Here is a 12,845-nt window from a genome sequence, read left to right on the forward strand (position 1 = left end):
AACCGGAAGGGATGGGAACGATGAGCGACGATATCGAGAAGCGCGCAATCGGAAAGATGATGCGGCGGCTGATTCCGTTCCTCATCCTGTGTTACTTCGTGGCCTATCTCGATCGCGTCAATGTCGGCTTCGCCAAGCTGCACATGAATACGGCGCTCGGCCTCAGCGAAGCCGCCTACGGGCTCGGCGCGGGCCTGTTCTTCGTCGGCTACTTCTTCTTCGAAGTGCCCTCCAACATCCTTCTGGAACGGTTTGGCGCGCGGCGCTGGATCGCCCGCATCATGATCAGCTGGGGTATCGTCTCGGCGGCATTCGCGTTCATCCCACAGATGTCCGCGGCGAGCGGTCTCTCGAGCGAGTGGATCTTCTACTTCCTTCGCCTGCTGCTCGGCGCCTGCGAGGCCGGCTTCTTCCCCGGCATCATCTTCTACCTGACGCTCTGGTTCCCGACGATCTATCGGGCCCGCGTCATCAGCCTGTTCATGCTCGCGATCCCGATCTCGAGCATCATCGGGGCGCCGATCTCGGGCCTGCTGCTCAACCTGTCCGGAGGCGGCCTGACGGGGTGGCAGTGGCTGTTCATCTGCGAAGCGCTGCCGTCGGTCCTGGTCGGCTTCGCTGTGCTGGCCTTCCTGCCCGACTTCCCGCGTCAGGCGAGCTGGCTGCAGCCCGACGAGATCAAATGGGTCCAGAACACCCTTGAGATCGAGCGGCAGAAGAAGGAAGCGGTGGAGCACATCTCGGTGCTGCAATCGCTCACCGATTCGCGTGTGCTGGCCTGCGCCTTCGTCTACTTCTGCCTCAATGCAGCGAGCTACGGCGTCGCGTTCTTCCTGCCCACCATCATCAAGGCGTTTGGCGTCACGGACACCCAGACCGGCCTGATCGCAGCGCTACCCTTCGTATTCGGCGCGGTCGGCATGGTGCTGCTCGGCCGCCATTCCGACAAGACCGGTGAGCGGCGCTACCATGTCGCCGGCGCACTGGTGCTGGCGGCTGTCGGCATCGGCCTGGCCGGACTGGTCTCAAGCCCGGTGCTGATCATCGGCCTGCTCTGCCTCGCGCAGATCGGCGTTTCGGCGGTGCCGCCGATGTTCTGGCCGATGCCGGCCAGCATCCTGAACGGCGCCTCGGCCGCGGCAGGCATTGCCGCGATCAACTCGCTCGGCAATCTGTCGGGCTTCGCGGGCCCGTTCGCGATGGGCTATCTGAAGGACCTGACCGGTGGATTCACCGCAGGCCTGTTGCTGCTCGCGGTCGTCGGATTGATCGGCGCGCTGGTCACGATCAGGCTGCGGATCGATCCGGTCCTCGAGCGATCGATGCGCGAGCCGATGATGGCGCACTGAGGCGCCATCAGGAAGCATGTGAAGCGGCCTCCAAAGCGAAGCGCGATGACGTCTCAAACTGAGCTCATCGCGCCCTGGAGGTCCGGTCAGGCCGCCACTACGCGCGGACCCGCCACGACCGTTTCCGACGGCGCGCAGGGCTTGCTCAGCATCGTCACTTCGGAGAAGCCGACGGCCCTGAGCTGATCGACCATCGAGCGGCGGGCATCCTGCGCCATGCCGGCGTCGGGCACGACCACCGCTTGCGCCTTTGCGGTCAGCAGCTCGGCCGGCAGGTCGACGGCCGTGCCGGCGTCGAGCAGCACGTGGTCGTAGACCCGCAGCAGCGCGTCGATCGCAAGCGCCAGCCGCGGCGATTGCAGATGCGAGCGATCGAAGCCCGGACGCCCGGCGCTGACGATCTGAACCCGCGACTGCCGATCCTTGGTGATGATCTGTGCGAACGTCGCCTCACCCTGCATCAATTCGGCAAGGCCGGGCGCGCCGGGATCGACCGTGGCCGCCGTCAGCGCCGGCGAGGACGCGACGAGATCGACCACCACGACCTTGGCCTGACGCGCCATCTGACGGGCCAGCGTCAGCGCGGTCAGCGTGACGCTCTCGGCGGCAGCCGGGCCGAGCACCGTGACCTTGTGGGCGGCGGGACCGGCCGCGACGAGACGCCCGGCCAGCTCATCGATCTCGTTGGCCATCCGGGCGGGCGCAGGCTGCGGCTCGCTGACGACCGGCTCATATGCTACTGCGGGGTCGGGCCGCAGATCAGGCTCAGGCGACAGGCTGGGCGCGAGCGGCGACGCGAGCTCAGGTTCAGGCGGCAGCGTCAGTGCGGGCTCGTCGACGGTTGCGGTCTCCATGACCGGCTCGCGGCGCCGGATCACTGCGGCGGCCGGCGCGAAGGCACGGCCTACCGCGCCGGGCGCGGAGATGCGCAGCAGCTCGCCGGTGATGATGATGCCGGCTGACAGCAGCAGCGTCGCCAGCGTCGCGATCAGCACGATCGGCAGCTTCTTCGGATAGGCCGGCGTGTTCGAGACCGTGGCGCGCGAGATGATGCGGCCGTCGGTCGGCGCGGCCTCGATGTTCTCGCGAGCGGTCGCCTCGCGATATTTGGCGAGATAGGCTTCCAGCAAATCGCGCTGCGCCTTGGCTTCACGCTCCAGCCCACGCAGCTGCACGTCCTGGCTGTTGCTCGACGACGCCTGCCTCTTCGACTGGTCCAGGCCCGCCTGCTGCGCCTGGACGCGGGCATCGGCGACGCGGGCATCGTTGTCCAGCGAGCGCGAAATCTTGCCGGCCTCTTCGCGCAATTGGCGGTCGAGGTCGGCGATCTGCGCCTTCAATTCCTTGATGCGCGGATGGTTGTCGAGCAGCGTCGACGACTGCTCGGCGAGCTGTGCGCGCAACGTGCCGCGCTGTTCGGCGAGCCGGCGGATCAGCTCGGAATTGAGCACTTCCGACGCCTCGATCGGCTTGCCGCCCTGAAGCATCTCGCGGATCAGGCGCGCCTTGGTCTCGGCATCCGCCTTCAGCGCGCGGGCATTGTTGAGCTGCGTGTTCAGCTCGCCCATCTGCTGGTTCGACAGCGGGATGTTGTTGGTGCCGACGAACAGGCTCGACTTGGAGCGGAATTCCTCGACCCGCGAATCCGCTTCCGCGACCTTGCTGCGCAGCTTGTCGATCTCGCCCAGCAGCCAGGTGCTGGCGGACTTGGCCTGGTCCTGCCGCGCCGCCTGCTGCAATACGAGGTAGCCGTCGGCAATCGAGTTGGCGACGCGCGCCGCGAGCTCGGGATCCTCCGACTGGAATTCGATCACCATGACGCGCGACTTGTCGACCGCATAGGCCTGGAAGCGCTCGTAAAAGGAATCAAGCACCCGCTCTTCCGGCGTCAGGCTGAACGGGTCACGGCCGATGCCGAACAGCGCCAGCAGCGACTTCAGCGGGGAAAAGCCCCGCAGCACCGGATCGAACTCGGGGCGCTCGGCGAGCTTGTTCTTCTTGATGATGTCGCGGGCAAGATCGCGCGACAGCAACAGTTGCACCTGGCTGGTCACGGCCTCGGCGTCGAGCGAGGTGCGCTCGAGGTCGCGCTCGCCGTTCGGACGCAGGAAGGCGTTCTCGCGGTTGTCGATCAGGATTCGCGCTTCCGACTTGTAGCGCGGCGTCACGACGTTGACGGCGGCAAGCGACACCGCAAACACGAGCACAGTTGGCACGATGATCCAGCTTCGCTTGCGCGCCAGCGCGCGCCCGAGCATATGCAGATCGAGATCCGTCGCCTCCGCCGGACGCGTTGGCTTGTCAGGAGCTGATATCGGCGAAGCCGGCCTCGCAACGGCTTCGGCGGCAACGGGCGCAGACTTCGGCAACGCCCGTTGCACCGCAGCCTTTTCCTTGCCTCTACGCCAGAATGCAAAACGCATAACCAACTCCCGCGGACGCCGCGATTCCATCTCAATGGCGGCGATTACAGTCCATTAAGGTTGCTGCTGGGTTAATCGGCGCGGTTGACGGATGCGGCGGCCACCACCGCTCCGTCATCGTTTGTTAACCATGAGTGCCGTTAATCGACGCCGATATTGTTGCGGGATTCCTCACATGCGCGATCTGCGCGCTCCCCTCGTTTGTCTGATTGCTGCGCTCGCGCTGTCGGGCTGCATGGGCCGGACGTCGCCGATTGCCGGTGACCCGGCCCTCGATTCGATGGCGTATGGGCAGCCGGCCTTTGCTGCGCCCGCGCCGATGGCCGTGGCCTATGCCGACCCCGCGCCGACGCGTGAGGCCTATAATCTTGGCCCCGGTGACAGGCTTCGCGTCGTGGTCTATGGCCAGGAAGGCCTGACCAATTCCTATGCGATCGATGCAGCCGGCGCGATCACGATGCCGCTGATCGGCTCGGTGCCGGCACGCGGCCGCACCCCTGCCGGGCTCGCCGCCGAGATCACGGGACGGCTGCGCAACGGCTACATCCGCGAGCCTTCGGTGGCGGTCGAGATCGAGGCCTACCGCCCGTTCTTCATCCTCGGTGAGGTCGCAGCCCCCGGCCAATATCCCTATGTACCCAACATGACGGTCGAGAGCGCGGTAGCGATCGCCGGCGGCTTCTCGCCGCGCGCCCGGCGCGACGAGGTCACCCTCACCCATACCGATGCATCGGGCGCCGGCCGCTTTGTCGTTCCCTTGGGCACGCCGATCGGGCCCGGCGACACCGTCTTCGTCGGCGAACGCTGGTTCTGATCGATGGCACAGGATCAAAATGAGGAACGGCTGCTTCGCATCCTGCACGTCGTCCGCGCCCCCGTCGGCGGCATCATCCGTCACATCCTCGATGTCGCCAACGGCCAGATCGAACGCGGTCACCATGTCGGCATCGTCGCCGACAGCCTGACCGGCGGCACGCGGGCCGATGCGGTCCTCGCCGAGATCGAACCGCGCCTCAAGCTCGGGGTCCACCGGGTGGCGATACGCCGCGAGCCGCGATTTGCCGACTTCATGGTCTGGGCGCATATCGCCAGCCTGATCCGGAAACTGAAGCCCGATGTTGTGCATGGTCATGGTGCCAAGGCCGGCGCCTATGTCCGGCTGCGGCGGCGCTCGAACAAGGTGATCCGGGTCTACACGCCGCATGGCGGCTCGCTGCACTATCCGCTCGACACCTGGAAGGGCCGCTTCTACAGCCAGCTCGAGCGCACGCTGATGAACAGCACCGACCTGTTCCTGTTCGAGAGCGCGTTTGCCCGCGACACCTATCAGCGCACCGTGGGCAAGCCCTCAGGCCTCGTCCGCTGCGTCTTCAACGGCGTCACGTCGGAGGAATTCGAACCGGTCGCCAAGGCCGACGACGCCTCCGACGTGGCTTATGTCGGCGAATTCCGGCGCATCAAGGGTGCCGATCTCCTGATCGACGCGGTCGCCAAGCTGCGCGCCGACGGCAAGCCGGTGACGCTGACGCTTGGCGGCGACGGCGAGGAGTTCGAACGGCTCAAGGAGCAGGTGAAGCGGCTGTCGCTCGGCGACGCCGTCCGCTTCATCGGCCACGTCAAGGCGCGCTACGGCTTCTCGAAGGGCAGCGTTCTCGTGGTTCCGTCACGGGGCGATTCGATGCCTTATGTGGTGATCGAGGCCGGCGCTGCGGGAATTCCGATGATCGCCGCCAATGTCGGCGGCATCCCGGAGATCTTCGACACCCACACCGACGCGCTGTTCGCGCCCAGCAACGCCGGCGCGATGGCCGACGCCATCAAGGCCGCGCTCGACAATCCCGCCGCGACCGTGGCGCGCGCCGAGCAACTGCGCGAACGGATTTCCGAACATTTCTCGCAGGGTGCGATGGTCGAGGGCGTGCTGGCCGGCTATCGCGACGCATTTGCCAAATATTAACCATTTCTTACACACGTAACCGTTTCTTCCGATTTGTCCCCTTAACTCGCGTCCAGGGGAATTTCGCTGCTGCGCGCGGATGCTCATCTGCAAGCACAGGAATGGACGTGGACTCGTGGAACCGTTTAACGCACGCTCGATGCTGGATGCCGCTGCGTCTGCGACGGCCGCTCAGCCGCAGGTCGAACGCCGCCGCCGCCTGTCGCCGGCCGCGCTCGCCGTTACCAGTCAAAAAGTCCGCAGCGCCTACTCGCCGGTCGTGATCACTGGCGTGGTTCGCCTCGCCGATTTCGTCTTGCTCAGCCTGGTCGGTGTCGGGCTCTACTTTGCCTATGTCAGGCCGCTCGCCATCCATTGGGGTTATATCGCATCGATCCTCGGCATGTCGGCTGCGGCGGTGGTCTGCTTCCAGGCCGCGGACATCTACCAGGTGCAGATCTTCCGCGGCCAGCTCCGCCAGATGACGCGGATGATCTCGTCATGGGCCGTCGTGTTCCTGCTGTTCATCGGCGTCTCCTTCCTCGCCAAGCTCGGCGGCGAGGTGTCGCGGGTCTGGCTGTCGTCGTTCTTCTGTGTCGGCCTTGCGGTGCTGATCGCCGAGCGGCTGGCGCTGCGCTCGATGGTGCGCGCCTGGGCGCATGACGGCCGGCTCGACCGCCGCACCATCATCGTCGGCGCCGACCAGAACGGCGAGAAGCTGATCGAGGCGCTGAACGCCGACGACGATACGGATATCCACGTGCTCGGCGTGTTCGACGACCGCAATGACGCCCGCGCGATGGACACCTGTGCCGGCTCACCGAAGCTCGGCAAGGTCGACGATATCGTCGAGTTCGCCCGCCGCACCCGCGTCGACCTCGTGCTGTTCGCGCTGCCGATCTCGGCGGAGACCCGGATCCTGGAGATGCTGAAGAAGCTCTGGGTGCTGCCGGTCGACATCCGCCTGTCGGCCCATACCAACAAGCTGCGCTTCCGCCCCCGCTCCTATTCCTATGTCGGCAAGGTGCCGACGCTCGACGTGTTCGAGGCGCCGATCACCGACTGGGATCTGGTGCTGAAATGGCTGTTCGACCGCGTGGTCGGCGGCCTAGCCTTGCTTGCGGCACTGCCGGTGCTCGGTCTGGTGGCGCTTGCGGTGAAGCTCGACAGCCCCGGCCCGGTGCTGTTCCGCCAGAAGCGCTTCGGCTTCAACAATGAGCGGATCGACGTCTACAAGTTCCGCTCGCTCTACCATCACCAGGCCGATCCGACCGCCTCCAAGGTGGTGACCAAGAACGATCCGCGCGTCACCCGCGTCGGCCGCTTCATCCGCAAGTCCTCGCTCGACGAGCTGCCGCAGCTGTTCAATGTGGTGCTGAAGGGCAATCTCTCGCTGGTCGGCCCGCGTCCGCACGCCGTGCAGAGCAAGCTGGAGAACCGCCTGTTCGACGAGGCCGTCGACGGCTACTTCGCCCGCCACCGCGTCAAGCCCGGCATCACCGGCTGGGCGCAGATCAACGGCTGGCGCGGCGAGGTCGACACCGACGAGAAGATCCAGAAACGCGTCGAATACGACCTCTATTACATCGAGAACTGGTCGGTGCTGTTCGACCTCTACATCCTGCTCAAGACCCCGTTCTCGCTGCTGACCAAGAGCGAGAACGCGTACTGAGAATTGAACTAGCCACCGTCATTGCGAGCGAAGCGAAGCAATCCATATCGCAGCTCGGAGATAGGTGGATTGCTTCGTCGCTTCGCTCCTCGCAATGACGAAGCATCTGTTGCGTGTATTGTATCGAGTTGCGTGAGTATCCGATGGCCTATGCGGCGACAGCCGGGACGTCCCATTCGCCGGCATCAGCGCCGCCAGGCGTGCTGGCGCTGCAGCGGGCGCTGGTGTGGCTCGCCGGCGCGTCGATCGCCATCGTATTCATTGAGCCGAGCCCGTATGAACTCGTCACGCTGACCGCCTGCGTGCTGTTCTTTGGCACCGGCCTGCGCATGCAGCTCGTGTTCATGCCGCTGCTGTTCGCGCTGATCGTGCTCAATGTCGGCTACAGCATCGGCGCGGTGCCGTTCCTCGACAAGCCGGAGGTGGTGAACTGGGTCCTCACCTCCTGGTACATGGCCGTCACCGTCATCTTCTTCGCGATGGTGATGTCGGAGGATACCGAAGCGCGGCTCGACATGCTGCGCCGCGGCCTGATCGTCGGCGCGATGATTGCCTCGCTTGCGGGCATCGCCGGCTACTTTCATCTGGTGCCTGGCGGCTATGATCTGCTGACGCTGTATGACCGCGCCCGCGGCACCTTCAAGGATCCAAACGTGCTCGGCGCGTTCCTGATCCTGCCGGCGCTGTTCACGCTGCAAAGCGTGGTCACCGACCGCTTCGGCAAGGCGTTCCGCAACGCGATCGCCTTCGGCATCATCTCGCTTGCGATCCTGCTCTCGTTCTCCCGCGCCGCCTGGGGCGGCCTGATCGTCACCGCGGCCTTCATGCTGGCGCTGATGGTGTTCACCAGCCGCTCGCAGGCGCAACGCTCGCGCATCATCGTGATGACCCTGATCGCCGCGATCCTGGCCGTTGCGCTGATCGCGGTGCTGCTGTCGATCGGCTCGGTCGCCGACATGTTCAAGCAGCGCGCGAGCTTCGACCAGAGTTACGACGAAGGCCGCTTCGGCCGGTTCGGCCGCCACATCCTCGGCGCCCAGATGGCACTCGAGCTGCCGTTCGGCATCGGGCCGCTGCAATTCCACACCTACTTCCCCGAGGACACCCACAATTCGTTCCTCAACGCCTTCATGTCGGGCGGCTGGATCTCGGGCATCTGTTATCCGGCGCTGGTGTTCGTCAGCGCGATCGTCGGCTTCCGCTATGTCTACAAGCGGGTGCCGTGGCAGCGCGACTATCTGGCGATCTTCTCGGCATTCCTCGGCATCGTCGGCGAGAGCTTCATCATCGATACCGACCATTGGCGGCACTTCTGGCTGATGCTCGGCACGATGTGGGGCATGTACGCGGCTGCCGAGCGCACCCGCGCGACACCGGCCGAGGTCAGCGGCGAGATTTCGGCGGCAGCTTGAGATTGGCGCGCCGCTCTGGCGGCATGTCGATCACCGCCTTCAATGCGCCGGTCGCTTCCAGCACGCCCTTGTAGCCGTCATTGGCGAAGCGCAGCAGCAGGCGCAGTTCGTCATCGGTGTAGCGGCTCCAGAGCTTGAGCATCGCCTCCTGCATCGGCACGTAGAACTTGCCGATCTCCGCCGCCTTCTCCTCCACCACCGAGATGAAGACCTTGCGGCGGTCGCTCTCGTCCCGCTCACGGCGCACGTAACCCGCCTTCTCCAGCCGATCGACCACGCCGGTGATCGCGCCGGTAGTCAGCCCGGTGACTTCCGCGAGACGCCCCGCGGTCACGCGCCCTTCAAGGTGGAGGATGTCCATGCATTCCATGTCGGAATTGGAAATTCCGGCCATGTTTGCAACGGCTTGGCCGTACATCACGCCCTGCGCGGATGACCGGCGCATCGCCTCCTCGAGTTCCTGCATCAGCGCTCCGCGCGACTTCCCGCTTGACAAAGCTGCTCCTGTATCTTACTCGCCTAATATCTTATATACTAAGATAATTAGCAACTGACCTTTCGTAGGTATCCCACACGGATGCATGGAGCAAGGCATGACCTCACGTCCCCGTAAAGCTCTGATCATCGGCGCCGGCATCGCAGGTCCGGTGACCGCGATGTTCCTGACCCGCGCCGGCATCGAGGCCGAGCTGTATGAAGCATGGCCCTACTCCACCGGGATCGGCGGGGGCTTGCAGATCGCGCCGAACGGCATGCATGTGCTGGCGGAGCTCGGCCTCGCCGACGAACTGATCCGCAGCGGCTCGGTCGCGGAGTCCTTCGATTTCTATTCGCAGGCCGGCAAGAAGCTCGGCTCGCTCAACCAGAACATGCAGCAGCGTTTCGGCCAGCCCGCGGTGAACATGTGCCGCGCGACCTTGAACGAGACGCTGATCGACAAGGCCTGGGCCTCCAACGTCTCGGTGTTCTTCGAGAAGAAGCTGGTCAAGATCGAGGACCGCGGCGACCAGGCGGTCATCGCCTATTTCAACGACGGCACCACCGCCGAGGGCGATTTCGTGATCGGAGCCGACGGCGTGCATTCGGCAGTGCGGCGGCATGTGATCCCGGATGGCCCGACGCCGTTCGACACCGGGCTGATCGGTTTCGGCGGCTTCGTGCCGCGGGCCCTGATTGAGCACCTGCCGGTCGGGCAAAAGATCGCGTCTACGTTCGGGCAAAGCGGCTTCTTCGGCTACGGCCTGTGCAGCCCCGATCCGGACACGGGTGCGATGTGGTGGAGCACGCAGCCCTCGCACGGCATGACCGCGGCGGCCTACCGGCTGCAGAGCCAGGACGCGATCAGGCAGCATCTGCGCGATTTCCACGCCGGCTGGCATGCGCCGATCCCCGAGATCATCGAGGCCGCCGAGAATATCGTGGTGACCGACACGCTCGACGTCGCGACGCTGCCGACCTGGTCGCGCAAGCGCACGCTCCTGATCGGCGACGCCGCGCACGCCACCAGCCCGCATGCCGGCCAGGGCGCGTCGCTCGCGCTCGAGGATGCAATGCGGCTCGGCATCCTGATGCGCGAGGGCCAGGAGCTCGGCATGACGTTCCAGGCGTTTGAGCACGAGCGGCGGCCGCGCGCCGAGAAGATCGTGGCGATCGCCCGGCGCAATGGCAACAGCAAGCGCGAGTTCGGCCCGACCGGCGCCTGGCTGCGCGATCACCTGCTGAAGCTGCTGCTGCCGGTGTCGTCCAAGGGCATGGACTTCATGTACGCGTATAATCCGCGCGCGGCGGCTTAGGCTCTGGCTGTCATGCCCCCGCGAAAGCGGGGCATCCAGTACGCCGCGGCGCATCCGCTCAAGCACAACAGTCTCTGGAATACTGGATCGCCCGGTCGAGCCGGGCGATGACAGCGAGCGTTGTTACGAGAAGCTTACTTCTCGACCTCAAACGTCAGCCCGGCGTGATCGACCAGGCGCTTGATCAGCTTGTGCTGCATCGCCGCTCCCGGCGTCCAGAAGCCGGCGGCGACGTCGGGCGTATCGCGCAACAGGCAGATCGCGCATTCCGAGATCATCTTCGAGGTCGAACCGTAGCCGGGGTCGCGATCACCTTTGATGCCGGCGCGGACCATGCGGCCGTCGGGCGCGACCGCGAGATAGAGCAGATCGTAGCGGCCGTTCTCGCGCTCCTCCTTCGACGGTCCCTCGCCCGGCTTCGGCGCGCTGGGACCGGTCTTCTCCGAATTCAGCGCCATCACCCGCTTGGCGTTGGCCTCGCCCTTCTCGCCGGGACCGGTCAGGACCATCTCGTCGTAGATGAATTCCTTGCCGTAGGGAAAGCCCATCAGCATGTTGGAGCGATGGACGTTGCGCGTGTTGATCAGCGCCATCATGAACGGCGCGGCCCATGAGTGCAGGTCGTCCTCATAGGCCGGCTTGCTGCCGCGCGGCTGCTTCGGGCCCTCGAAACCCGGCGTCAATGCAAACGGGTTGTTGAGGATCGCAACCAGGCTCAGATCCTTGGCGACGGCATCGAAGGTTGCCTTGGCGCTCGCGGCCGTGCCGCCGGACAGCGTGCCGCGCATGTCGCGCACGCGGCCCTTGACGCGCTGCGCCGGCGCACCGAACACCCGCTTGGCTTCCTCCTGGACGAAGAAGGCGCCGAGCTCGAACGGCACCGAGTCGAAGCCGCAGGAGAACACGATGCGCGCACCGCTGGCCTTTGCGGCCGCTTCGTGCTTGTCGATCATCTGCCGCATCCAGACCGGCTCGCCGCAGAGATCGAAATAGTCGGTGCCGCTTTCCACGCAGGCCGCGATCAGCTCATTGCCGTAGAGCTGATACGGACCGACCGTCGAGATCACAGACTTGGTCTGCGCCAGCATCGCCTTCAGCGATGCGGTGTCGCTGGCATCGGCAACGATCAGCGGCGTGTCGGCGGGCGCGCCGATCGCGTCACGAACCGACGCGAGCTTGTCCTTGCTGCGCCCGGCCATCGCCCATTTCAGGCTGCCGTCGCGATAATGCGCCGCGAGATATTCGGCGACGAGCTGGCCAGTGAAGCCGGTTGCGCCATAGACGACGATGTCGAGTTTCGACGAGGACATGGATCGGGCTCCCAGAGGCAAATTTGCCCCGTTTTGTCATTGCGAGCGAAGCGAAGCAATCCATAATCACCGCGCGGTACGATGGATTGCTTCGTCGCTTCACTCCTCGCAATGACGCAGGATGCAGCTACTTCTTGTAGGACACGCCCATGCCGGCGCGGACGTCGGCCTGGATACCATAGGGTGCGATCGGGTAGCGCAGGCCGTTCTTGGCGAGCTGCTTCATCCCCGCGATCGCCTTCACCAGATAGGCCGGCGGCAGCGCCATTAGCATCTCCTCGTCGGGCACGCCGCCATAGCGGCGCTCGGCAAAGCACGGCAGTGACAGGCTCGGCTCACCGGTCTTCAGCGCCCGGCCCCAGGAGTCCGCGCACGCGGTTTCGCCGACCACGCCCCACTCGAACTTCTTGTAGCCGGTATACTGCAGCCCGTTGATCAGGATGATCATCTGTCCCGGCGTCGCATAGACGAGGCAGATGTCGGGCGGATTGAGACGTCCGCTGGTCAGCGGGCTCACCGCCATTGCCTGGTACTGACCGTAAGGCACCACGTCGAGCGCCTCCTGGCGCTTGCGCGCGTCTTCGGCCGTGCCGTGCCAGACGCCGACATAGTTCTCGCCGGCCAGCCACTTCTCGTCCTGCGGCGCGAGCCCGATCACCGCGCGGCATTGCGCGCCGACCAGATCATCGCCGGTGATGCCGACGGTCCAGCCAAGCCGCGAGGCCATGCTGACGATCTGGTCCGTGGTGTGGACCGCCGACGGGCGGCGGATCTTCGGGATCGCCTCCATCTCCTCGACGCGCGCGAACATCTTGATGCCGATGACCGTGGTCTTCAACCGCAGCAGGTTGTTCAGGTCGGCCACGATTGCCGAGAGGTCGAACTGTTCCGGCGGTGTCTGCTGTTGCATGGCGAAAACTCCCGTGATCGGCGGCTTGGCGCCGCCTGTT

10 protein-coding genes are annotated in these 12,845 nt (G+C 65.3%); 6 read left to right on the forward strand and 4 right to left on the reverse strand.

From position 1 onward, the window contains the following. Positions 1–20 precede the first annotated feature (20 nt). Positions 21–1,349, forward strand: a complete 1,329-nt coding sequence (locus AAFG13_RS06430; RefSeq protein ID WP_312011639.1) for an MFS transporter — start codon at positions 21–23, stop codon at positions 1,347–1,349. Between the two features lie 86 nt (positions 1,350–1,435). Here the strand turns inward: AAFG13_RS06430 and AAFG13_RS06435 are convergent, their stop codons facing one another. Continuing rightward, entirely contained in the window at positions 1,436–3,772 is a 2,337-nt protein-coding gene (locus tag AAFG13_RS06435; RefSeq protein WP_342711480.1) for a Wzz/FepE/Etk N-terminal domain-containing protein, read from the reverse strand. Positions 3,773–3,947: 175 nt separating this feature from the next. Between AAFG13_RS06435 and AAFG13_RS06440 the strand changes: the two genes are divergently transcribed. The 4 genes from AAFG13_RS06440 (at position 3,948) to AAFG13_RS06455 (ending at position 8,792) form a co-directional block, all read left to right on the forward strand. Continuing rightward, positions 3,948–4,586, forward strand: a complete 639-nt coding sequence (locus tag AAFG13_RS06440; protein WP_342711481.1) for a polysaccharide biosynthesis/export family protein — start codon at positions 3,948–3,950, stop codon at positions 4,584–4,586. Positions 4,587–4,589: 3 nt separating this feature from the next. Next, on the forward strand, positions 4,590–5,729 hold the full coding sequence (locus AAFG13_RS06445) for a glycosyltransferase family 4 protein (RefSeq protein ID WP_212314954.1): 1,140 nt from the start codon (positions 4,590–4,592) through the stop codon (positions 5,727–5,729). A gap of 115 nt (positions 5,730–5,844) precedes the next feature. Further along, positions 5,845–7,380, forward strand: coding sequence for an undecaprenyl-phosphate glucose phosphotransferase (locus AAFG13_RS06450; RefSeq protein WP_342711482.1), 1,536 nt, complete (start codon positions 5,845–5,847; stop codon positions 7,378–7,380). A gap of 143 nt (positions 7,381–7,523) precedes the next feature. Next, positions 7,524–8,792, forward strand: coding sequence for an O-antigen ligase family protein (locus AAFG13_RS06455; protein WP_342711483.1), 1,269 nt, complete (start codon positions 7,524–7,526; stop codon positions 8,790–8,792). Here AAFG13_RS06455 and AAFG13_RS06460 read toward each other — a convergent pair. Then, the gene (locus AAFG13_RS06460; protein WP_342711484.1) at positions 8,764–9,258 is read right to left on the reverse strand and encodes a MarR family transcriptional regulator; all 495 of its coding nucleotides are present in this window, start codon (positions 9,256–9,258) and stop codon (positions 8,764–8,766) included. The genes AAFG13_RS06455 and AAFG13_RS06460 overlap by 29 nt on opposite strands. Before the next feature lie 127 nt (positions 9,259–9,385). Here AAFG13_RS06460 and AAFG13_RS06465 point away from each other — a divergent pair, with 127 nt between their 5' ends. Next, on the forward strand, positions 9,386–10,585 hold the full coding sequence (locus AAFG13_RS06465) for an FAD-dependent monooxygenase (protein ID WP_342711485.1): 1,200 nt from the start codon (positions 9,386–9,388) through the stop codon (positions 10,583–10,585). Positions 10,586–10,719: 134 nt separating this feature from the next. Here the strand turns inward: AAFG13_RS06465 and AAFG13_RS06470 are convergent, their stop codons facing one another. After that, entirely contained in the window at positions 10,720–11,895 is a 1,176-nt protein-coding gene (locus tag AAFG13_RS06470; RefSeq protein ID WP_342711486.1) for a saccharopine dehydrogenase NADP-binding domain-containing protein, read from the reverse strand. Positions 11,896–12,022: 127 nt separating this feature from the next. After that, the gene (locus AAFG13_RS06475) at positions 12,023–12,805 is read right to left on the reverse strand and encodes a DUF169 domain-containing protein (protein ID WP_298369196.1); all 783 of its coding nucleotides are present in this window, start codon (positions 12,803–12,805) and stop codon (positions 12,023–12,025) included. Positions 12,806–12,845: the final 40 nt, after the last annotated feature.

It is taken from the genome of Bradyrhizobium sp. B124 (assembly GCF_038967635.1).
Taxonomy (GTDB): Bacteria; Pseudomonadota; Alphaproteobacteria; order Rhizobiales; family Xanthobacteraceae; genus Bradyrhizobium.